General features: G+C 47.2%; 19 protein-coding genes and 3 pseudogenes. 14 read left to right on the top strand and 8 right to left on the bottom strand.

Annotated elements, in window-relative coordinates:
* The first annotated feature begins 362 nt into the window (after nt 1–362).
* The 7 genes from M655_RS23965 to M655_RS23935 all read left to right on the top strand — a co-directional run bounded on the left by M655_RS23965 (nt 363) and on the right by M655_RS23935 (nt 7,542).
* A complete protein-coding gene (locus M655_RS23965; RefSeq protein ID WP_007787197.1) occupies nt 363–1,319 on the top strand; it encodes a sugar kinase in 957 nt (318 codons plus the stop codon).
* Between the two features lie 46 nt (nt 1,320–1,365).
* Nucleotides 1,366–2,385 (top strand): zinc-binding alcohol dehydrogenase family protein, encoded by a 1,020-nt coding sequence (locus tag M655_RS23960; protein ID WP_007787195.1) that lies wholly within the window; start codon nt 1,366–1,368, stop codon nt 2,383–2,385.
* Nucleotides 2,386–2,396: 11 nt separating this feature from the next.
* On the top strand, nt 2,397–3,017 hold the full coding sequence (locus M655_RS23955) for a bifunctional 2-keto-4-hydroxyglutarate aldolase/2-keto-3-deoxy-6-phosphogluconate aldolase (RefSeq protein WP_007787193.1): 621 nt from the start codon (nt 2,397–2,399) through the stop codon (nt 3,015–3,017).
* A 12-nt stretch (nt 3,018–3,029) separates the two neighbouring features.
* The gene (gene uxuA, locus M655_RS23950; RefSeq protein WP_007787191.1) at nt 3,030–4,106 is read left to right on the top strand and encodes a mannonate dehydratase; all 1,077 of its coding nucleotides are present in this window, start codon (nt 3,030–3,032) and stop codon (nt 4,104–4,106) included.
* A complete protein-coding gene (locus tag M655_RS23945) occupies nt 4,103–4,939 on the top strand; it encodes an SDR family oxidoreductase (protein WP_007787189.1) in 837 nt (278 codons plus the stop codon). Before uxuA ends, M655_RS23945 begins: the two co-directional genes overlap by 4 nt.
* A gap of 236 nt (nt 4,940–5,175) precedes the next feature.
* Nucleotides 5,176–6,177: a LacI family DNA-binding transcriptional regulator gene (locus tag M655_RS23940; protein WP_025845630.1), complete on the top strand. Its 1,002-nt coding sequence runs from the start codon at nt 5,176–5,178 to the stop codon at nt 6,175–6,177.
* 111 nt (nt 6,178–6,288) lie between these two features.
* A complete protein-coding gene (locus tag M655_RS23935; RefSeq protein WP_007787185.1) occupies nt 6,289–7,542 on the top strand; it encodes an MFS transporter in 1,254 nt (417 codons plus the stop codon).
* Between the two features lie 9 nt (nt 7,543–7,551).
* Here M655_RS23935 and M655_RS23930 read toward each other — a convergent pair.
* From M655_RS23930 to M655_RS23920, 3 genes and pseudogenes are all read right to left on the bottom strand, one after another.
* Nucleotides 7,552–8,004: pseudogene (locus M655_RS23930) on the bottom strand (transposase); the annotation flags it as partial.
* A gap of 77 nt (nt 8,005–8,081) precedes the next feature.
* Nucleotides 8,082–8,261, bottom strand: a pseudogene (locus M655_RS23925) (transposase); the annotation flags it as partial.
* Nucleotides 8,262–8,297: 36 nt separating this feature from the next.
* Nucleotides 8,298–8,744 (bottom strand): hypothetical protein, encoded by a 447-nt coding sequence (locus M655_RS23920; RefSeq protein WP_025845622.1) that lies wholly within the window; start codon nt 8,742–8,744, stop codon nt 8,298–8,300.
* Nucleotides 8,745–9,404: 660 nt separating this feature from the next.
* Between M655_RS23920 and M655_RS23915 the strand changes: the two genes are divergently transcribed.
* From M655_RS23915 to M655_RS23900, 4 genes and pseudogenes are all read left to right on the top strand, one after another.
* A complete protein-coding gene (locus M655_RS23915; protein ID WP_025845620.1) occupies nt 9,405–9,923 on the top strand; it encodes a sigma factor-like helix-turn-helix DNA-binding protein in 519 nt (172 codons plus the stop codon).
* 150 nt (nt 9,924–10,073) lie between these two features.
* A pseudogene (tnpA, locus tag M655_RS23910) lies at nt 10,074–10,352 on the top strand (IS200/IS605 family transposase); the annotation flags it as partial.
* Nucleotides 10,353–10,420: 68 nt separating this feature from the next.
* Nucleotides 10,421–10,753, top strand: coding sequence for a transposase (locus M655_RS23905; RefSeq protein ID WP_286085904.1), 333 nt, complete (start codon nt 10,421–10,423; stop codon nt 10,751–10,753).
* A complete protein-coding gene (locus M655_RS23900) occupies nt 10,744–11,673 on the top strand; it encodes an IS3 family transposase (RefSeq protein ID WP_005837504.1) in 930 nt (309 codons plus the stop codon). Before M655_RS23905 ends, M655_RS23900 begins: the two co-directional genes overlap by 10 nt.
* A 394-nt stretch (nt 11,674–12,067) precedes the next feature.
* On the opposite strand, the gene M655_RS23895 is transcribed toward M655_RS23900, so the two are convergent.
* The 4 genes from M655_RS23895 to M655_RS23880 form a co-directional block, all read right to left on the bottom strand.
* Nucleotides 12,068–12,607, bottom strand: coding sequence for a hypothetical protein (locus tag M655_RS23895; RefSeq protein ID WP_235694662.1), 540 nt, complete (start codon nt 12,605–12,607; stop codon nt 12,068–12,070).
* Nucleotides 12,608–12,629: 22 nt separating this feature from the next.
* Nucleotides 12,630–14,285 (bottom strand): stalk domain-containing protein, encoded by a 1,656-nt coding sequence (locus tag M655_RS23890; protein ID WP_241752972.1) that lies wholly within the window; start codon nt 14,283–14,285, stop codon nt 12,630–12,632.
* 444 nt (nt 14,286–14,729) lie between these two features.
* Nucleotides 14,730–14,870: an aspartyl-phosphate phosphatase Spo0E family protein gene (locus M655_RS23885; RefSeq protein ID WP_081414809.1), complete on the bottom strand. Its 141-nt coding sequence runs from the start codon at nt 14,868–14,870 to the stop codon at nt 14,730–14,732.
* Between the two features lie 625 nt (nt 14,871–15,495).
* Nucleotides 15,496–16,743, bottom strand: a complete 1,248-nt coding sequence (locus M655_RS23880; protein WP_026558508.1) for a helix-turn-helix domain-containing protein — start codon at nt 16,741–16,743, stop codon at nt 15,496–15,498.
* 870 nt (nt 16,744–17,613) lie between these two features.
* Between M655_RS23880 and M655_RS23875 the strand changes: the two genes are divergently transcribed.
* The 3 genes from M655_RS23875 (at nt 17,614) to M655_RS23865 (ending at nt 21,449) form a co-directional block, all read left to right on the top strand.
* A complete protein-coding gene (locus M655_RS23875; RefSeq protein ID WP_286085903.1) occupies nt 17,614–18,828 on the top strand; it encodes an IS256 family transposase in 1,215 nt (404 codons plus the stop codon).
* Between the two features lie 807 nt (nt 18,829–19,635).
* On the top strand, nt 19,636–20,127 hold the full coding sequence (locus M655_RS23870) for a GNAT family N-acetyltransferase (protein WP_005830902.1): 492 nt from the start codon (nt 19,636–19,638) through the stop codon (nt 20,125–20,127).
* A gap of 171 nt (nt 20,128–20,298) precedes the next feature.
* Nucleotides 20,299–21,449, top strand: a protein-coding gene (locus M655_RS23865; protein ID WP_369750415.1) for an IS3 family transposase whose coding sequence is annotated in 2 segments (ribosomal slippage) — nt 20,299–20,557 and nt 20,557–21,449 — 1,152 coding nt in all. Because the reading frame shifts where the segments join, the coding sequence is not laid out codon by codon here.
* A 409-nt stretch (nt 21,450–21,858) separates the two neighbouring features.
* Here M655_RS23865 and M655_RS23860 read toward each other — a convergent pair.
* Nucleotides 21,859–22,989, bottom strand: a complete 1,131-nt coding sequence (locus tag M655_RS23860) for an NAD(P)/FAD-dependent oxidoreductase (RefSeq protein WP_007778825.1) — start codon at nt 22,987–22,989, stop codon at nt 21,859–21,861.
* Between the last annotated feature and the right edge of the window lie 280 nt (nt 22,990–23,269).

Raw genomic sequence — 23,269 nt, 5'->3', positions numbered from 1 at the left:
AAAAGTAATGCATGATGCCCCCTCCCACCATGGCTGCCTCGCTTACAGCAGCGCCTCGACGACTTTTCCCAAAAAGCATCCCCCAACACATGCCCCTACCGACCAGTCAACCAGCCATTAATCCCCCTCCCCAAAAACCCAAAGAATTTTCTGTTGATTTAGCAAAGTCTTTAAATTATAATTTTAAAAAAGTCAACTAAATCGGTTTATATATTTTTTACTCACTAACTAAACCGATTTATCAAACGCAAGGAACCAAAGCTTGCCAACAAGCGAATAAAGCAACCAAACAAACACCCAAACAAGCAGGCAATCAATCCTCACAACGCATTGGTGCATGGCTTAAAGAAGGAGGATCTGTAATGTCGTCAAAATATGGCGTTTTTACATTAGGGGACGCCATGGTTACGTTAAATCCGTCAGTAACGGGACCCTTGCGATTTGTCCCTACGTTTGAAAGGAAGGCTGGAGGAGCGGAGTTCAACTTTGCGATCGGTTGCTCGCGGCTCGGGTTGCGGTCGAAGTGGTTGAGCCGTTTGGGACAGGATGAGTTCGGGCGGTTCATCTACAATTTTGCCCGCGGGGAAGGGATCGACGTGGAGGATGTCGCTTTTGTCGAAGGCTATCCGACGTCGGTGAACTTCAAGGAAATCCGGGAGGACGGCTCCGGAAAAACGTTTTATTACCGCTATCACTCCCCGATCCTGACGTTGCAGCCAGGTGATATTACAAAAAAGATGTTCGAGGGAATCCATCTCATCCACATCACGGGCGTGTTTCTGGCGATTGACCCGAAAAACGTAGAGATTGTCAAGCGAGTGATCGAGATCGCGCGGCAAAAGAGCATCCCGGTGTCGTTTGACCCGAATATCCGCCTGAAGCTGTGGACGATTGAGGAAGCGAGAGCTGTGTATGCTGAGCTGTTCCCGTTTGTCGATATTTTGCTGACGGGGCGAGATGAAATCGAGCTGATACTCGGAGATGCTTCGGAGGCTGCGCTTGTAGAATTTGCGAAGCGCTTCCAGATCGAGCAGTTGGTTATCAAGGACGGGGCTAACGGGTCCAAGGTGTACCACAATGGCGTCTGGCATGTGAAAAAAGCTTTCCCGGTCGTGCCCGTAGACACGGTTGGCGCAGGGGACGGCTTCGATGCCGGCTACATTTACGGTTACTTGCACGGCTTGCCGCTGGACCGCAGACTGGAATTTGCCAATGCGGTAGGCGCGATTGTGACGACCGTGTCGGGAGATAACGAAGGGTTGCCTTACGCCGAGGAAGTGTGGTCCTTTTTGCAAAACGAAACCGTGATTGCCAGATAAGCAGCGACATGGGCGCTATCCATTCTTTCAAAAAGCAGGTGGAAAAATGAAAGCGGTTCAAGTACGAAAAGCACATGAGCTTGTCATCCAGCATGTAGAGAAGCCCCAGATTTCCAACCCGACCGATGTGCTGGTAAAAGTAAAGCGAGTCGGGATATGCGGCTCGGATATGCACATTTACCACGGGACAAATCCGCTTGCGACTTTGCCGCGGGTGGTCGGGCATGAAGTAGCCGGAGAAGTCGTAGCCGTTGGCGAGAAGGTGACCAGTGTCCAGGCAGGCGATCATGTGGTGGTGGAACCGATCCGCTATTGCGGAGCGTGCTACGCTTGCCGCAAAGGTCGTCCGAATGTGTGCGAAAAGCTCTCCGTGTTTGGCGTCCACGAAGATGGCGGGATGCGGGAATGGTTCGTGCTTCCTGAAAAGCAGCTCCATGTGGTGGACGCTGCGCTGCCGTGGGAAGAAGCCGTTTTGGCGGAGCCTTACACAATCGGTGCGCAAGCCGTGTGGAGAGGGGAAGTCGAGGAGGGAGACACTGTCCTGATTCAAGGAGCGGGGCCGATCGGGATTTGCATTCTGAAGATGGCGAAGCTCCAGGGAGCAACGGTGATGATGACCGATTTGAGCGAGCAGCGCCTGGCTTTTGCCAAGGAAAACGGCGCAGACGTCACGGTGAACGCCGGACAGGAAGACGTGCGCCAACGCGTGCAGGAGTGGACGAATGGCGAAGGCGCGAATGTCGTGATTGATGCGGTTTGCTTGCCGATGACGTTTGAGCTGTCCTTCGACGTTGTTTCGGTGGCTGGGCGGATTGTCGTGCTTGGCTTTGACGAGCGTCCTTCCGCGATTCCGCAGTTGCCGATCACGAAAAAAGAAGTGACGATCAAAGGCTCCAGACTTCAGACCAACCAGTTCGGCAAAGTAGTCAAACTGCTGAACGAAGGAAAGCTCCGGCATAACGGGCTGGTCACGCACACGTTTTCGCTCGATGAGGTCCAGCAGGCGTTTGATTTCGTAGAAAGTCATCCAGAACAAGTGCGAAAAGCGATCATCGTATTTGAGTAAGGAGGAAGCGAATGGATAAATACGCGGTGATTCAGCAAATCATGAAGACGAAGGTCGTCGCGGTGATTCGCGGACAGACTGGCGAGGAAGCGGTTCAGCTCTCAAAAGCGGCGATAGAAGGCGGGATTCGCGCCATCGAACTGACCTATACGACTCCGGCTATTGCTGATGTGTTCCGGGAGCTGCAGCATACAGACGCTCTCCTGGGTGCCGGTTCCGTCATGGATTCGGAAACGGCACGGCACGCCATATTGGCAGGCGCCAAATTCGTCGTCAGCTCCCATTTTATTGAAAGCGTTGCCGAGCTGTGCAATCGCTACGGAGTTCCGTATATGCCGGGCTGCATGACGATTCGCGAAATGGCGCTGGCTCTTGAGGCCGGATGCGATGTGTTGAAGCTGTTCCCGGCCAACCATTTTGCGCCTTCCTTCATCAAATCGGTCAACGGTCCGCTGCCGAACGCGCGCATCATGCCGACTGGCGGGATCAATCTGGACAATGTGCAGGAATGGCTGAAGGCAGGGGCGGTTGCGGCCGGAATCGGCAGCGACTTGAACAAAGCGTTCCAGAGCGGGGGCTATGAAGCCGTCGTGGAATTGAGCAAACAATATATGCAAAAGAGTGCAGAATAACGGGGGTGCGCCATGAATATCACGTTCAGATGGTATGGGAGAGGCAATGACACGGTAACGCTTGACCAGGTCAAACAAATCCCGGGAGTAAAAGGGATTGTCTGGGCATTGCACCAAAAGCCTGTCGGAGAAGTATGGGAAAAAGCAGAAATCCAAGCGGAAATCGACTACATCCAATCCTTTGGCTTCCACGCCGATGTCGTTGAAAGCGTTAACGTCCACGAGTCGATCAAGCTGGGCAACGAAGACCGGATGAAATATATCGAAAATTACAAAGAGACGATCCGCAACCTCGGCGCAGCCGGAGTCAAAGTCATCTGCTACAACTTCATGCCGATTTTTGACTGGACCCGCACCGAAATGTTCCACCCGCTGGAAGACGGCTCCACGGCTTTGTTTTACGAAAAAGCAAAGGTGGATAACCTCGACCCGCAGGAGCTTATCAACACAGTGGCAGCCGCTTCCGACTTGACGCTGCCGGGCTGGGAACCGGAAAAGCTGGCGCGCATTTCCGAGCTGTTCGAAGCCTACAAACATGTAGATGAAGAAAAGCTCTGGGAGAACCTGGGAATTTTCCTGAAAGAAATCTTGCCTGTCGCGGAAGAAAGCGGAATAAAAATGGCGATCCATCCGGACGATCCGCCATGGTCGATCTTCGGCTTGCCGCGCATCATCACGGGACCTGAAAGCTACGAGAAGCTCATTGCTATTTCGGCTTCCCCGGCGAATGGCATTACGATGTGCACAGGCTCGATGGGGGCCAACCCGGAAAACGATATGGTGGAAATCGCGAAAAAGTACGCGTATCTCGCTCCTTTTTCCCATATCCGCAATGTGAAAATTTATGAAAACGGAGACTTCGTGGAAACTTCCCATTACACCCAAGACGGCTCTATCAACGTACAGGGTGTGGTGGAGCAGTTGAGCAAGCAAAACTACACCGGCTATGTGAGACCTGACCACGGGCGCCATATTTGGGGAGAGGTTTGCCGCCCTGGCTACGGACTGTACGACCGTGCTCTGGGGATCATGTACTTGCTCGGCTTGTGGGATGCCCATGAAGCAAGCAAGGCGGGGAGCAAGCAATGATTCCGATTCACGAAAACTTAAACGGAAGAGTCGCCGTCATCACAGGCGGCAGCGGCGTATTGTGTTCGAGAATGGCAGAGGAATTGGCGCGCCACGGGATGAAGCTGGCGATTTTGAACAGGACGGCTGAAAAAGGACAGCAGGTAGTCGACAGCATCAGCCAAGCAGGCGGAACCGCCATAGCGATCGCAGCGGATGTCCTGGACAAAGCTTCTCTCGTCGCAGCCAGAGAGCAGATTTTGGCAGCATACGGCCGCGTAGACATGCTTATCAATGGCGCGGGCGGCAACCACCCTGATGCGATCACCGCTGCCGAGACATACGAGGAAGAGGCGGACGGAAAATCGTTTTTCGACTTGGAGGAAAGTGGGTTCTCGCAAGTGTTCTCGAGCAACTTCACGGGCACATTTTTGGCAAGTCAGGTGTTCGGGAGAGCGTTGCTGCAAGCGGAAGCACCTGTTATCATCAACGTTTCGTCGATGAGCGCCTACTCCCCGATGACAAAGGTGCCCGCTTACAGCGCGGCCAAGGCTTCGATCAACAACTTCACCATGTGGATGGCGGTTCACTTTGCCGAGGCTGGGCTGCGCGTGAATGCGATCGCTCCCGGATTCTTTTTGACGCAGCAAAACCGCAACCTGCTGCTGAACGAAGACGGCAGCTACACAGCCAGATCGAACAAAATCATTACCGCTACGCCGATGAAGCGGTTTGGCCAGCCGGAAGACTTGCTCGGCACGCTGCTCTGGCTCGCCGATGAATCATACTCCGGCTTTGTCACCGGGATCACGGTGCCTGTCGACGGCGGATTCATGGCCTACTCCGGCGTGTAAACAAACGTGGCAGCCTGACGCAACAGTCGCATTCGAATCGTGGACATGGATGGAAAAGGTGCTCTCTTTACAGCCGCAAACGCAAGGGAAATCGGCAATTGTAAATCTGTTCCACATCCGATAGAATATTTCTTGATTGCAGGATAAACCGTTTTATCTCTGCGAACAAAGACGAGACTATGAGGAAATGATCGTATCGTGGACCGGATTTACTTTACAAGACAGGAATGAGTGAACTGAAAAACATTACCATTGCCGATGTTGCGAAACATGCGAATGTATCGAAGAGCACCGTTTCCCAATACTTGAACAAGCGATATGAATACATGAGTGAAAAAACACGGAAAAAGATTGAGGAAACGATCAAGGAATTGAACTACGAGCCGAATATTATTGCCCGCAGTCTGAAGCAGAAGTCTACGTTTACCGTAGGGGTAGTCGTGGCCAATATTCTTCATACGTTTTCCACCCAAATCATCCGTGCGATTGAAAACTATTTTTATCAACAAGACTTTCACATTATTGTCTGCAACGCGGATGACGAGCCTAAAAAGGAAAAAAAATATATCGAAATGCTGAGGGCAAAGCAGGTCGATGGCATCATTATTTTTCCGACAGGCGGCAATCTTGAGCTGTACAAACGGATGAAGCGCGACGAGTTTCCGATTGTGTTCATGGACCGGACGATCCAAGACCTGGGCATTACGACAGTCATGCTCGACAACCATCTTGCGGCCAAACTGGCTGTCGATCATTTTGTCGAAAAGGGTTATGAGAATATTGCAATTGTTACTACTTCCATCATTCGCAATATCAGCCCGCGCGTTGAGCGTATCCAAGGCTACAAGGATGCCTTGCAGGCCCATGACCTCCCCGTCCATCCAGACTACATCAAGACGGCAGACGTAGAAAAAATTCCCGCAGCGCTATCGGAGCTGTTCGCTTTGGCGAAGCCGCCGGAAGCGATTCTGGCCGGAAACGATATCGTGCTGAATGAAGTTTTGCGCTATATGAAAAAGTACGGGTTGAAAATTCCCGAAGACGCTGCAGTGATCGGGATTGACGATGTTTCCTACGCCGACTTTTACACGCCGCCGATCACGACAGTCAAGCAGCCGGCCATCGAAATGGCGAATCTGGCCGCCGAGCTGTTGCTAAATCAAATCAAAAAAACAGGAAGTGTAGATACAAGCGTGCACCGCTTGAAACCTATTTTGCTTCCGCGAAGCTCCTGTTAGGTTTTCAAGTAAAAAAGCAATCGCTTTTTTACTTGCTGAATACTAAATCGGTTTATGGAATCGTTTACAAACAGAACATGCTCGCACGCTAACAGTTGAGGAGGGGTATCCATGTTTTCTCAAGGCAAAGGAATGATTATTCTTTTCCTGTTCCTAGCAGGTGTTATCAACTATTTGGACCGTTCTGCCTTGTCTATTGCGGCTCCGTTTATCAAAGAGGATCTGTCTTTGACCGCAACCGAGATGGGGATTATTTTCAGCAGCTTTTCTGTCGGCTACGCGATATTCAACTTTTTGGGCGGAGTCGCCTCCGACCGCTATGGAGCGAAGCTGACGCTTTTTGTAGCGATGATCGTATGGTCGTTGTTTAGCGGAGCGCTTGTGCTGGCTGTCGGCTTTGTGAGCATGATCGTCATTCGCGTGCTGTTCGGGATGGGCGAAGGCCCGCTGTCTGCCACGATCAGCAAAATGGTCAACAACTGGTTCCCTCAAAATCAGCGAGCATCGGTCATCGGTTTGACGAATAGCGGCACACCGCTGGGCGGCGCCATCTCCGGACCGATTGTCGGATTTATCGCCATTGCTTACGGCTGGAAAGTTTCGTTTATCGCGATTGCTATCATCGGCATTATCTGGGCAATTTTCTGGTGGAAATACGTCAAGGAAAGACCAGAAGGAGCATCATCCCAGGCGATCGCGGAAAGCGCGGCGGCTGTGGAAAACGCGCCTGCCGGAGCACCCGAAAAGCTGCGCCTGACATTTTACCTGAAGCAAAAAACCGTTTTGTTTACCGCCTTTGCGTTCTTTGCCTATAACTATATTTTGTTCTTCTTCTTGACCTGGTTCCCGAGCTTTTTGATTGATGCCCGCGGCTTGAGCGTGCAGGAAATGAGCATTATTACGGTTATCCCGTGGGTGTTGGGCTTTGTCGGTCTTGCCCTGGGCGGTTTTGTATCCGATTTCTTCCTGAAGCGATTCGTCAACAAAGGCGTGCTGTTCTCGCGCAAGCTTGTACTGGTAACTTGCCTGTTCATGTCGGCTGTCTGCATTGGCTTTGCAGGCGTCATTACGACAACCGCTGGCGCGGTGGCCCTCGTTGCCCTCTCTGTATTTTTCCTCTATCTGACAGGGGCGATCTACTGGGCGATCATTAACGATGTGGTCGACCGCAACAACGTCGGCTCTGTTGGCGGCTTCATGCACTTCCTGGCAAACACAGCCGGGATCATCGGCCCGACATTGACTGGTTATATTGTCGACACGTCCGGCACGTACACAGCGGCGTTCTTGCTGGCAGGCGCCCTGGCCGTGTGCGCGTCGCTTGCGGTGATTCGGTTTGTGCGGCCGATTTTTAAGTCGGCGTAGGTGGAGTGTGGCTTTCGGATGCGTCGCGTCCACAATGATGGAAGTACTCTTTAGAATGCCTTGTCCAGTTGCCAGTTCGACGGTTTTGCCAATGAACAAATCCAGTAGATTTAGGTCTTTTAACCGCAACTTTCGGAACTTCGTAAGTGAACTCGGGTCAATGACTGCTTCTTCTGGTGCCATCTGCAGAAAGTATTTAAACGACATGTTATACCGGGAGCGCTCGATCAGTACCGCGTCCGACAACTCAAAAATGGCTTTAAGGAGCAAATATTTAAACATCCGCAAGGGGGCGATAGCATTGCGTCCGTTATCCAAGCAGTAGTTTGCTTTTAGTTCGTTGTAGACGAAGGAGAAGTCCACCAGCTCGTTAATCTGCCATAGCATGTTATCCTTAGGCACGATGAGGTCGTATAATGCCGTGTAAGGACTGTACGCAAATGGAATTTGGGGCTGGATCAATGGGATTATGCAGCAAAAAAGGTACCGCTCGCTCCATGTAATGGAGGAACGGTACCTTTTTTAGCTAAAAAGACTTTTTCAATGGCCTCGTACTCAGAACGGAAGGTTTTCTTGCTATAGCCATTGCGGCTGTTGGTTGTCCGCTTGTTTTTCATGTCATGTTTAGCGTATCCAAGAGAGGACTCGATTTCAGCTTCCACCATTTCTTGGATCGTATCTGCGAATAGACCCTTTAACGCTGACTGTACGTCGTCCACTGACTTTCAGCCTAAGGGAACTGTACCAAGTTAATTCTAATCTAAATTATCCTTTGAAACAGCCCATTTTAAGTTTGGATATTCAAATACTTTTTTAAAATTATTTTGATTCACGATCTTATAATCACCCTCATTACTAATTATCACATAATTTTTATCAACGAATACTGCCATGCTCAATTTGTTTACTCCATTAACATATATTCGTACTCTATAGTCACCATCTATCTCTGTAAAACTCTCTTTTTTAAGTTCCACAACTGATAATTCATTCAAAATTTTATCTACCATTTCCTTATCTGTAATGGAAACTCTTGCACTATCAGATTCTCTACGAATGTCAATACGAACTTCATCATTTTTCGTGATCTGATTTAAGGCTTTTTCATTAAGAGATGTATATTTCATCCATTCATTTGCATAAAAAGGACCAGCAATCACAATAATTAAAACTACAGTCCAAATTATTCTCTTTTTATTCAAAAGTGAGACACCCTTCCCCAAAATATACTCGATTCTACAAAGTTTCACCAAGGTTATATTACCGCAAAAAAATGTTAAAATTTCAAACTATATCCAATAATAAACTTTTGTTAAACGTTTACGAATACTTTCCTGTCTTATGACATGAGGCTACTAGATGCCTTTTGCCCAAGAGGCTGAAACGCCCCTTGAGGAACCGCAGACTCTTCGTCGAGTTAAATCGAGAAGTGTCTTTTGAGCAACTACAAGCGGTCATTTTTGTGTTTTTTAACTTAGATTTGGAGTAGGGTTTGTTTGAAAAACGTACCGCTCCCGGAACGCTCGATCCGCAAGCGCCAGCCCCACCACGAACGCCTGCGCGCTGCCGAATGATCGATTCCGTTTCGCTCGTCCATAGAAAATCGGATTTCGAAAGTCGAGATTGTCAACGAGCTGGATCAGGTTGATTTCTGGCCGATGTAAAGCTCTCCTAACCGGGAGGGCTTTTTTTCAGAAAAATAGATAATCTTACCTAATTTTGCTTACATTAGGAAAAATATGCTACAATTAACGGGAACGAATGTTCTTGTTTTTGCGGCATACAACTACGAATGTCACTCTATATAACTTAACCTCAAGCCTGAGTAACTATTGCGATATCGATAAGAAAGGTAGGATCAGATGACGAAAGATGAGTGCAGGAAACTAATCCGACGTATAGCATGGAACTTAAACTATCGTGAAAGAAAAAAGTTGAGCAAAGAATGCCCAATTTTGTATGGCTTTGGTGATCGACAAAACATTTCAGACTATATTGGGAAAAATGTTCTTGTTGAAGAACTGCTGAAACAGCTTTCAAATGAAAAAGAACGATACATTATTCAAAAAACCGTATTAGAGGGATTCACATGTAAGGAAATCAGTAAAGAGCTTAACATGACTGAAAGAGGCGTAAACCAATGCAAAAACCGAAGTCTAAAGAAGCTATACCATTATCTGATTACGCATTCAAAAGGGATGGGCAGGCTGCATTTCAGTCGGGAGTGGGGATTATCCAGCCAATATTACCATCAGCAGATCAAAGACTGGTTACCAACACTAAGTTACTCCCGTGCTCAAGAAGAAGAGCGAAAAGCAATGGTTGACGAACAAAAGAGATTACAGATTTTCCGAACGAGAAAGCCCGCTACGGTGCGATAGCACCCCCTTTAGGGGCGGGATGAGAGTGAGGTCAAATACGGAGTACCACGAATAAATCGAAGGTTTGTGGTACTTCAAGTATTTGAAAATTCCACTCTTTTTTGTTGTTCATCTGTTGTAGTATATAAAACAAACTGATACGATAGGTGTATGAACGAATACAGAAGAACAAGCACAACCCTTTCATTATTAAACTACCATTTTGTGTTCTGCCCTCGGTACAGAAGAAAGATTTTTCTGCAAGCAGATGTAGAACAACGCTTCAAAGAGTTGGTACATGAAGGGTGTGAGGAACTGCAAATTGTGATTGTTGCTCTTGAATGCGACAAAGACCATACGCATATGTTTCTCAACGCACTCCCATCATTAAGCCCTGCGGATATGATGGCAAAAATAAAAGGAGTGACTTCTCAGACTTTTAAGCCCCAAAATTGGATTTGAGTCATACCCCCTTATCTTGTTAAGCTGATATCAGAAGAACAGAGGGGGATATTTTTATGCAACGGAGTCGCTATTCAATCGAGTTCAAACAACAATTGATCCAGGAAGCCCACGAAGTAGGAAACGCTAGCCAAGTAGCCAGACGGCATGGGATAGACCCTAAAATGCTGTATCGATGGATACGTGACTCCAAACACGCAGATTGGCAGAATACGTCTTCCGAAGCTAAAGCTGTAACAAGCTATACACCAAGTCCAGGAGAGTTTCGGGAACTGGAAACGGAGAATGATAAACTGAAGAAATTACTGGGAGAAAAGGACTTGGAAATCGCGATCCTTCGTGATCTTGTAAAAAAGGTGAACCCAGCTTATCGGACAAAATGGAAATAGCCGACAAGTGGATACAGCTGGGGTACACAGCCAAACTAGTGCTACGTATTGTCGGCATCCTGGAAGCAACCTACTATTACCGAAAAAACAAAGCCTCCCAAAAACCTCGCGTTTATCACGGAGGAAGACCTATACCCGGTTATTCGTTGTCAAAAGACGGACAACCTGTCAGTGACGAACAAATCAAAGAATGGCTATCCGAGCTGATTGCCGATGAAGAATCTGCTTATGGATATCGAAAGCTTACCGTCTGCCTACGGCGAGACCACCAACTGGTCATCAACAAGAAAAAGGTTTACCGCTTGCTGAAAGAAGAAGAACTCCTGCAACCACAACGACAAAAGAAAAGGAAACATCCTCGAAAGTTGGCAAACAACCGAGAGATTACCGCTCCGAATCAATTGTGGGAGATGGACGTAAAATACGGATTTATCGTAGGAGAACAGCGTTTCTTTTTCCTGATGAGTCTCATTGATGTCTATGATCGAGCGATCGTGGACTACCATTTCGGACTGACCTGCGAAGGAAAACATGCTGCTCAGATTCTCCAACGTGCTTTGTGGAAACGGCAGCAATTCAATTGTGATGATCGCCCTGTTATCCGTACGGATAACGGTCCACAGTTTATTAGCCATGCCTTTGAAGAAGCCTGTCAGCATTTCCAAACGGTGCATGAGCGAATTCCTCCAAAGACACCCAATAAAAACGCTCACATTGAGTCATTTCACAGTGTTTTGGAGAAAGAATGTTTGCAGCGGAATGAATTTCAGAGCTATCAAGAAGCCTATGAAATCGTGACAAACTATCTGCTCTTTTATAATCAGCGACGGATTCATGGAAGCTTGTACGATTTATCACCTGTAGAATTTGGTAAAGCCTTTGCCTTGCAACTCATTACACCATTTGTTGTGAAAGTGTAGTATGGCAAAGGATTGCAGAATGATCCCTACTTCAACCTAGCTGACAAGCAGGAAGGAAAACGTCTGGGGTCAAGTGATCTCCTTGACGCTAGGCGTTTTCCTTCCTAGACTCCTAGGTGGTTGAAGGAGGGAAGAAGCATATGAAAATGCGAGAATAAGGGAGAAAGACTCAAATTTTAAGGGGTTAAACCGCTCGAACGCAGCGTCAAGAGTTCCCCAGACCTTTTCTATAAGAAAACCCCTCATAGTAGACAGAAAAAGCAAGCATGTACTCTGTCTACTATGAGGGAGCATATCATGGACGGGTGGTTATGAATTTATAGTATGTTTATCAGTCGAGAAGGAATTTTTTGGAAACCAAGGTTTTGGTGCAGAGACTCGCATAATTCTGTATTTACTTTTTTACAATATGATGACGGAATAACTCATCTCGGGCAGGCACTTCCCGATTCGCTCGGCGATAAGCGTCAGCGATCATTTCACAATAGTGGTCAAACCACTCGCGGTTTATTTGGCAACGGGTAAGCCCCTGATAGATTGGATGATTTGTGATGTCAGGGTTTATCTTCTTTAACTCTTCCAAATAGGCATGGAGTGAGGCTACCAATTCTTTTTTGAAAGTATGATAAGGAACCGGTGCTTCATAATGGGCCACCAAATCCTCAAAAATAAAGTAATCAAGGACGAATTGCTCATCTTTCAATTCAAAATAGTAGGTGCCAACCGAATCTGGATTCTCCATCTTGATCTTGACACCCCTTGATTCCATGAGATAAAGCAGACTAAAAAACTCATCCAAGGCATCAACTGCCCGAAAGAAGGAAAACACAAACTCGTTTCCATTCCATGTGCACGTAATATCTACTTTTCCTTTAAAAAACTCAAAAAATTTCCCCTGTTCAAGCCGTTCCTGCTTCTCGATTTGAAAATGCATCTTCAAGTTAAAGCAGCCTCCTTTACAATCTTCCTTCTCGCACTTTCGATCCACTCAATGGATATGCAGTCGTTATCGTTCCTAAATTATGATTGACGACAATTCTCAATGATTTAATACCGTGCTTTTCTTGTGAAAATGTAATATCGTAGACATCATTCAAGTCGTAAGTTCCAGCATTATTTCTCATAAATTCCTGTGCGGTAGGTTTGTTCACCTTATTCAGTTGATCCATAATCAAATTCATGATGTCTCTCTCAGACATGGCGGAAGGGAAGATGGTTTTGCCTCTAGGGAGACGATTTGGGTCGCCTACGTGTAAATCCTTAATATGTTTCCAACCCCAGTTGCTATTCCCTTCAAACAAGACAGCTTTTTTGGATTCAGCCAAAGCTTCCCCGACATTGCTACCGAGATTGGCCATTCGAAGTACATGTTCCCCATCACCGCCAAATCTCGTCAAAAGGGCTGCGACAGCAGGGATTTTTAAAGCTTTACCAGTTGGAAGCAAAGAGGCGGCAGCTACTGTTTTCTCTGTGTTGCTGGCTTTGGGATCGAATAGGGTTTTCACATCGGAAAAGGCAAATTCAACCGCCATTTCACCCAAAGCGGCAAAGATAAAGCTTCCCGTTCGATTTTCCCAATCATCGAATGTAGATGTATTAATTTCTAACGTTCCTTTCCTCTGATCCCATTCTACATCCGTATCAGGCAATTTGTTTAGGAAAGAAGAAACGCGCACCACATCTTTGTGATCGAAGTTTTCCAGTTTGACGTCATATTTTTTCACCTTATGATTTTCATTAATCTCTAAGGAGCCTCTTTGAAGGTTGTATTTTACCCGTGTATCTCCTTTAGTCCCAATCAAGGTGGTTCCTTCATATTTGGTCTGATAGCCAGCCGCCCAAAGCAATTCTTGTGGCGTCGCATATAAATTATGGTCCCGAACCATTAAACTGTTAATTTTGACCTGATTTCCGTTTACCTCTGTTTGATTAATCGAGCTGTTAATAACTACCGAGTTTCCCTTTGGGTTTGAAGTGACTTTGACCGCATACAATCGACTAATTACATCATCCGAAACATAGGTCGTTCCATTTTTAATTTCAGCAGCACCGATTGTAATACTCCTTTCACTGTCACCGTCCTTCGAATATGTACCAGCGTAGGTGGTTTGTCCACTGCTAATTCTGAGTTTAACATAACTACCACCTTCCCCTTTTAAGGTGATTTTTGCAAACCCATTCCCCTGTTCATAAGAGACTCGCCCGCCAAGCTCCTCTAGCACAGCCTTGATTGCCACCATGTTCATTCCGTCTTTTTTATATCCATCCACGTTAGAATTACCAGCGGATATGTTTCTGCCGTTCACTGTAACATCTATACTATTAGAGCTTGCACTGTACGCCGTAACTCCTGCTACTTTACTTCCAGAAGCGGATGAAATGGACGGGCTATAGGATGTTGTAGACGTTGTTGAGCGGTTTGCAAAAGAACACTGTTCGTAAGCCTGTTGTGCAGCCAGACTAATTTGAACGGAGTCACTTTTTGGTTTGGGTGTCGCAGTGGCTAATTCTTTAGGAGGAGGGGATGTTTTGGGTGGAGTAGTAACTTTTGCAGTTTGATCCGTATTGCTTCTACTAGGTGTGTAATCGCGAATAGAGATGTTCTTTACCATTATGTTCACTCCTGAAATAACTTGTTAAACACATATAGAATATAGGAATGAATACCATAATTGTAAATTATTTTTTGTTTACAAATTTCGACAATTCTTGTCGCAGTAAATTCGTATATAGTTGCATGTTTTACTTAATGTTCACGATATGAGCATAAGTTCCGTCTTGAGTGCGAGTAACATGAGAAGGCAACTACAAAGAGCCGTAGAGCAGCAGAACGATATCCAGAGCATCTGCTTGGGCATCGACGTTCAGACGACAAAGCGCACTTTATGGCCGCTGGAGATCGCGTGTGATTGATTGAAGGCATATTGCCTCGTAAGGCGGACGCCGCGTGTGTTCCTACCCGCCTCTACATGTAAAGCCGCTCATGTTGCCATCCGCCTGTTAAAAACCCATTTACTCAAAAAAATTTACATTCCCGAGAAATCGTGTAACCGCTATCATTTTGGATTCATACTGCTTTGAAACTGGACAATATATTCATCCAGACGCTGGCTCAGAATTACAACCTCTATATGGTCCAATCCTTTTTCCTGAACGAGTTTAACAAGTTGTCTTCGTAATTCTTCGATGATATTCAATAGGTCTTCTGTGAACGCTCACCAAAATGTTGACCACTTTGCTCATCATAAAGTTACCCACCTGACAGTTTGAGCACACGTCATCATTTTCACACCTAATTGCAAATGTTTTTACTGAGCCAAGGATCGTCAAGGGCTTGCGTAGCAAGGGGTTTACCCTTTATCCTTGACGATCCTTGGTGCAGGAAATAAAATGCTACTTTGTGTGAAAAAAAGCATCGTAGGTGGTCAACTCGAAGATGAGCGTTTGCTCCAAAAATGGTCAACTTTTTGATTAGCATTCACAGTCTTCTTCATTTTTCCTTTTTTTGTTCACTTGAATCATACACCTGTCTTTATGGAGAGATTAAAAGTGATTTGTTCCAGTTTAATCGGGAAAAGATCTGGTTAATCGGAAATTTCTCGGTGATACCTTCCTTTTTGTGTAAGGGAAGGGCAATTCTACTATACAGCACTCTCCAAAAAATTCGGTTTAGAGAAAATAAGGAAATATAAAAGCCAGCACGTTTACACAAATGCTGGCTTTTATCTCAGGCTATTTCGTTTTTGAACTGCCAAGCAAAGCAAGTACTGCTTTGCGGAGTGGTTTGGACACGTCGCAGAGGACCGATACATTAACCAAAATCTAGCACAAGTCGGCAAGGTCCATGCAGCATAAAATTTCGTCGAGTGCTTTGTTGGTGCGGCCGCGCTTCAATTCATATGCGATTTTAAAATACCGGAAGTTATAATGTCTTCCCTTATTAATCTGATCCTGATGTTCATAAAAGCGTTCGATTTCCGCAGAATACCGCTCTAAAACATGATCGATAGAAAGGTCGAATTTGCTGGCAACTTCCATGATCGTCAAAAGTCCGGCTGGTATTTCCGCAGGGTGTTTGTCTAAAAAATCCAAATACTCGGGCAAGACTTGGGTATCCCCCATCAGTAAATCATACGTGTACATATTGGCTTTTGCCCACGTCTTGAACTTCTCTACTTCCATTCGCCCTGTATCATCAAGGAGCTCAAACCAGTCAAGATCAGCATAGCCCTGCACATACTTTTTCGCTTCACCATACAGCCCTTGCATCTGCAAGGCAGCTCCTTTCAGCAAAAAGCCTTGACCGTAATACACAACCAGATGACGCTCGGTCTTGAGTGGCTCACATGTCTTGGCGTTTTTCCGTTTGCGCCATTCATGCTCGTAAACCTTCGAGGCCAGTAAGCGGAGCTCGTCCGCATACTTTTCCATATCGCTCCACCTTTGCAAAACAAAAGACACATTGGCTAACTGAAGCAACCCGTCCAACTGATAATTTTCCGGCAGACGATGTCGATAAGGTTCAAAGCGGATGACGGCTTTCCAGTTGTCTTCGGCATTCGTTCCTAGCGTTGCCCGAAACAATCTGTACTGACTGAGCGAAAAGCGATCTGAATGGCTGTCCTTTTCATTTTCAATCACGAGCTGGTAAAAAGGAATGGATTCTTTGCTCTTCCCCGCTTCAAAGAGGCGTTCTCCTACTGAAAAGAGGATATCCACATTTTTTTGCTCATCCAGCAGTTTAGAAACGATCGGTTGAATGCAATCCTGCCGCCCAATCTCAGCACACCGGATCAAATACGGGATCACCCTCGGCCGCGAGACTCTTTCTTTGGCAAAGCACTCGTCGGGGTACAATTCATACAGCCATCCGGGAGGCTGTTCAAATGCGGTAGCCAAGGCATCCAACTGTCTTATCGTCATCGCGCGATTGCCCCGTAAAATATCGCTGAGATGCCCGTGATTGATTCCCGACAGCGCACTGAGTTTGCTTAGGGTGTAGCCGTATTGCTTTTGGATTTTTTCTATCTCTGACCGCAACGAACGTTGCAACGGTTCTTGCAGCCTCATAGAATACCTCCTAATCGAAAAAGTTTTGCGTGGGCGAATTTTGTTTCTGGTAAATATTGAGAAATCCAAATTCCACTTTAGTTTACTGTACAGTGCTGGTCAAGGGAAACTGGCATCTCGGTAACGAGAAGTTTTTTAACCAGGCTGCGAGTGGTATGGCACTGAGCTTGAGGGGAAAAGTCCCGATGGGGTCTTGTTTCTCCAAGAGCAATAGATACGCAGATGAGAGTGAGCAAGAAAGAATCTGAGGAAACAGGAAGAACCTTCGGCGCCATGCTGGGCGATGGGGATGTCTGCCGAAAGGGAAGATGAGAAGTGAGGTGCGTCTTTTTGTGGACAAAAGATATTTTGTCGTGATTTCGGCAGGAAACGAGGGAGAGGTATTATAAAAATGTGGCAAATGATTTATTATAGTCGTGAGAGCACATGATTATACCCCTGCAAGTGAATACTAATGATAGGACTCAGCCGGAAAATAAATGGAGAGAAAGTGTTTTCGAGGATGGGGCCTGTTTTTGGACAGAAAGGTAATCCTCGAAAAAAGTGCGGAATGTTGAGGACTTTGACTACAAGCAAAGCCTTGGCATTACTGAGTTTGTTCATGCCGACCAAGGTCGGTTACATTGAGGACCCGAGGAACGAGGGGACTGAAACGGATCAGAGAAATACGTATTGTTATCACGAACCGGAGTTACATTGAGGACCCGAGGAACGAGGGGACTGAAACACGCTGCAAACTCAGGGTAAAAACCGATGAGGTCACGTTACATTAAGACCCCGAGAAACAAAGGGACGGGACTGTAAAATATTTTGTGTAAACTCTCATTCCACATTCCATTACAATGAAACAAAGTGAGGTTGAGAGAACACATGGGACTCATTCCAAAAGACCAGCTGCGCCAACTTATCAAAGAACACAACTTGCAAACCATGGTGGATGTTCAAAAAGCCCTGAAGGACATTTTTGCAGAAACACTGCAAGAAATGTTGGAGGCCGAATTGGATACCGAATTGGGCTATGCCAAGCATGACAGCAAGCAGAAGCAGACGAAAAACAGTCGGAACGGCTATAGCAAAAAAACGGTTACGTCTGAGTATGGGGAGTTGGATCTCACGATTCCCCGTGATCGTCTTGGAGAATTTGAACCTGCGATTGTCAAGAAACACCAGAGACATGTAACGGGTATTGAAGATCAAATCGTCTCTATGTACGCCAAAGGCATGAGCACACGGGATATTCAGGATCATTTGCACAATCTGTATGGACTTGAGGTATCCCCGACCCTTATCTCCAACGTAACAGCTAAACTGTTACCTCTTATCAAGGAATGGCAAAATCGCCCGCTGCAAAGCGTGTATTCCGTTGTTTTCATGGATGCCATTCATTTTAAGGTAAAACAGGACGGGCAAATTATCAGCAAAGCCGCCTATATGGTCATTGGCATTGATTTGGAAGGTTATAAGGACGTTCTTGGCATCTGGATCGGAGAAAACGAGTCAGCCAAGTTCTGGCTACATGTGTTGACGGATCTGAAAAATCGTGGCGTTCAGGACATTTTGATTATCTGTGTAGACAATTTAAAAGGCTTCAGCGAAGCCATTGCAGCCAGCTATCCGCAAACGGAGGTTCAAAAATGTATCATCCACCAGATCCGCAATTCCATCAAATATGTGTCGTACAAGGATTTGAAGAAGATTACTACGGCCTTGCGTCCGATCTATACGGCCCCAACGGAAGAGGCGGCTCTCCTGGAATTGGATCAATTTGAGGAGACCTGGGGAAAACAGTATCCCCTGATTGTCCGGTCGTGGCGGAGTAACTGGGATGAACTGGCGACCTTTTTCAAGTACTCCCCTGAGTTGCGCAAGCTCATCTATACAACGAATATGATCGAAAGCTACCATCGACAACTCCGGAAGGTGACAAAGGGAAAAAGTATCTTTCCGACGGATGAATCGCTACTCAAAATGCTATATTTGGCGACGATGGATGTCATTCGGAAGTGGACAGGGCGGGTCCAAAATTGGGGGCAAATCCTTCTCCAGTTGACTGTACATTTCCCAGAACGGGTACAGATTCGATGAAGGGCTTTACATGGAGGGGCGGGCATGATAGGCTACTTTGCCTTGCGATGGTGTGAACTTCTCCATCGCCCAATCGCAAGAACTCATGCCCGCCAGTGGCTCCATGTCAAGCCCGACATATGAAGCATCGTTTTCACGTTTACACAAAAATCTTGACAGACTCAAAGGGACTGAAACCGCTCTAACACAGACTGTTCTGCTTTTTTCGTTTCTGTACATTACGAACCCGAACACGAGTGAACTGCCACAACGAACCAAGTTCTTGCGACAAAATGGCAACTGCCTAGAACACCCTAAACCCACAAAATAAGCCTACGAAAAAATTAAACTCATACTGAACAAACCGCAAAGCCCAACATTAAAAAATCCGCCCAACCAAAACCCCAGTCCCGAAACGAGGTGACCAAATGTTCGGCACGTTTGCCCTTAACTTTATAGTGGCCTACTTTATTTACGACGACCCCAGCATCCTGAAGCCTTTCGTGCACTCCGTTTTGATTCTGGCTTTGATCGTCCTCGTGGATCTATTTAAGAAAAAACAAAGGGCCACGCGCTGACTTTCAAGAAGGCAGTATGGAGCGCTAAAACAACTGGAAAGTAAGCAAAATGCCCTAATTCACACTTTTACAATTGTTGTATTTTGGGAACTATCCCGGACTGATCCAAATATAGGGAGCGAACCGTTACTATCCGTAAGACCATCCCCCATACACCCCACCCTCATTCCTACAACTACGCTATATCTATCTGTAATGACAAACGTACGTTCCTATGCTACTATAAAAATAAAAAGCAGGTGCTCCCCCAATGAACAAACCCGTCCACGTTAAATTGACGCACTATTCTCCCGCTCACTTGCCAGCGCTGCGCTCGTTTGAACTCCCCGAAGAACAGGGACAGTTTACATCATTGCCTGTCGAGACTCTCGCGGTAACAGAAGGCCAATACCCGATTGTGATTGTAAGCGAAAAGGAACCCGTAGGCTTCTTCTTGCTCCATTCGACGGAGCGAGTAAAGGAATATTCCGCGAACCCCGACGCGATGCTGCTCACTTCCTTTTCCATTAACCATGCACAACAAGGCAAAGGCTATGCAAAGCAAGGAATGCTTCTCTTGCCGGCATTTATCCGTACCGAGTTTCCTGCCTGTACGGAAATTGTTTTGGCAGTGAACCATAAAAACATCCCTGCCCAGCGGCTGTATGTGGCAGCGGGCTTTGCAGATACCGGGCGCAGAAGAATGGGGCCGCTCGGCGAGCAATTTGTTTTCTGTTTGCCGCTGCCAAATGACCCGCAATAATCGCTAGCTACGCTATACGCTACTACAGCGCCAGCAGACAGCGGAGCTGCACACGAAAAACAAGCCGGAAACCCGCATTGGTAAAGGTGGTATTATCCCCTCATGGTAGACAGTGAAAAAAGACCTCATGGTATGATGAGATCAACACTGTTGACCGGAGGGGATTTTCTTATGCCGCCACGTAAAGGGCAAAAACAGCAGCAATATGACGAAGCAACGAAGAGCGAAGCAGTACGTTTGCGGGTTGAGGAGCATTGGAGCTACCCAATGATAATGGAGAAATTAGGCATTAAAAGTAAGACGCAGATTCGGGAGTGGGTACAGAAACGGCAAAACGGTGAAACGTTTGAAGACTATAGAGGGCGATGGATCAAGAAGTATTTCAGCAGTCTAGAGGAAGAGAACAACTACTTGAAAGCGCAGGTCGAATACCTAAAAAAGCTCAATCCAAATCTACACGGGGAGGGAAGTTGGATAAGCAAACCCGGTTTAGGACGATCGAAGAAATGAGTCGCAAGTACGCTGTGGTCATGCTATGCGAAATAGCGGAGGTCTCCCGGGCGGGCTACTACAAGTGGAAGGCGACGGAGAAGGTTCGTAAGGTACGTGTGGAGCAGGATGCCGACCTAAAGGAACATATACTGGCAATTCACCGCATTCGCCCATACTTTGGGTATAAACGAATGCGCACGGCTCTACGCAAAGAGGGACTACAAGTAAATACGAAGAAAGTTCGCCGACTGATGCGAGAATTGGGCATCCGCTCAGTGATCCGCAAAAAGCGTCCATTTGCCGGCCGCAAGCCCTCCATCGTGTTCAACAATGTCCTTAATCGCCAGTTCGCTGCGGACGAGGCTAGAAAGAAATATGTAACCGATATTACCTATATTCGAGTCGTCGATGACTTCATTTATCTGTCCGTGGTCCTGGATCTGTATAATAACGAAACGGTTGCTTGGGAAGTGTCGGAGAGAAACGATCTTGATCTTGTGCTGTCTACGGTGAAGCAACTGGGTAATGGAGATGCGATCCTGCACTCCGACCAAGGATTCCAGTACACTACCAAGACATACGCAAATCTGTTGCAAGAACAAGGGCTAACCGGAAGCCATTCCAGACGGGGGAACTGCTTCGACAACGCTTGTGTTGAATCGTTTTTTTCACACCTGAAGACGGAAAAGTTGTATCTGGAGAAACCAAGAGATATAGCTCACGCTCGCAAACTGATCGCTGAATACATCGAATTCTACAATACAGAACGGTTCCAGAAAAAACTCGGCGACCTCTCCCCAGTCCAATACCGGGAATCGATCGCCGCTTAAGATAGCGTCTTTTTTTAGTGTCTACTTGACGGGGCTATGACCAAAGGGCTCCCGGCTCTTTTCACACTCTGTTTGTTCCTGCAACTCGCAGTTCTCCTTCTTCGACAGCACTCATCTCAGCTCCGGCATGCTTGCTACGCATTCACACGAATACAACCGCCAGCCTGGACACTAGCCATCACACCGGAAACAATCGACCAAAAGCCAAGCCCGGCCCTAAAAGCGCAATCCATTCAGTTTTGCCTCTCTACCATACAAAATCCGCTTGTTACGCCGAGCTACAACGACTTTCACTCGCTCTATACACGACAACCGCAACGAAAACAAACCGACAACACAACCGACAAAAAAACCGAAAACAAAAACAAGGCCCCACCCCAAAAAGGGACAAGACCTCGCTTTTCCAAACTCATTCACATTCAGCAACAATCGCGCCTGACACAGCGTAATGCTCCAACTGAATATCCATGTCCAGTCCTAGGGCAAGCTTGGCCATCTGATAACCGACGTAAGGCCCCATTGTCAGGCCGGACGCGCCGAGGCCATTGGCGACGAAAATGCCTTCCCAGCCGGGGAGCGGGCCGAGGACGGGAAGAAATCCCGGCGTGAACGGGCGAAAGCCTACCCGCGCTTCCACGAACGTGCTGTCGGCAAGCCTGGGGGCGATGTCCAGCGCTTTTGTGAACACTTCATGCAAGCCGCCTGGCGTTACGCGCGTGTCGAAGCCTGCGACGTCGTTTTCGTGCGTGGCTCCGACGACCATTTTTTGCTGATCGAAGGCGAGCAAATATTGATCGTTGGGCGGAATCACCACAGGCCAGTTGCCCGTATTCGCGTCTGGATAGTCCAGATGGACAATTTGCCCCTTTTGGAAAGTAACCTGAAACTGGACGCCCAGAGGCTGGAAAATTTCGTTCGCCCACGCTCCGGCACAGACGATGACGGAATCGGCGGTGATCGTTTCAGAGCCTGCACGCACTCCGGTTACCCGCGTTCCGTTGTGTACCAGGGTAGCTTCCTCGTATAGAAGCACAGCTCCATTTTTTTGCGCAGCCCGCAGCAAAGCATCCCGCAGGGCGCGGCCATCCACGCGAGCGGCTCCTGTGACATGCACCGCGGCGTAGTCCTCGTCGAGCGGAGGGAAAAGCGCTTTTGTCTCTTCGGAGGAAAGCATGGTGACGTCGCCCAGCTCCGGCGCATCTTCCTTGCGCGTGAGAGCCCGCTTTTCCAGCGCCTGCAGCTTGTCTGTATCCTTGTGAATGCTAAGAGCGCCGACACGGGCATACCCGGTGCTCGTCTCGCCGCTCTGCTCAAGCTCGGCGATCAGCGAGGGGTAAAAGCGCGCGCCTTCCTTCGCCAGTTTGTACCACGCCTGATTGCGCCTTTGCGACAGCCACGGGCAAATGATCCCTGCGGCTGCATCGGTGGCCTGGCCTTCATGTTTTCGGTCCACAATGATTACTTCTGCGCCTCTTTTTGATAGCTGATACGCCGTCGAAGCACCCAAAATTCCGGCACCTACAACAATGATTTTTTGCATGGTTCGCATCCTTTTTCATGAGGGGTGTACAATGGCTTCCTTATTACTATAAACTAACGGAGCAAGAAAAGGTACGTCTGCCATGGACCCAAGCTTGTGAACAGATGAAGGCGTAATTGTCGAAAAGATAATTAGTGCAAAAGTACCAATATTGGCGTAATCTGATAGTAATATAGTCGTTGGCGGATTGCTAGACAGCTAAAGGGCAAAACCATCATGATTTTGCTTCTGGCGCTTATACGAAGCCAAGCCAAAAAGGAAAAAGGAGGAGAGGGAAAAA

This window comes from Brevibacillus sp. NSP2.1, assembly GCF_000470975.2.
Classification (GTDB): Bacteria; Bacillota; Bacilli; order Brevibacillales; family Brevibacillaceae; genus Brevibacillus; species Brevibacillus agri.
The sequence above is the reverse complement of the archived record's forward strand: the minus strand, read 5'-3'. Positions and strand labels throughout refer to the sequence as shown.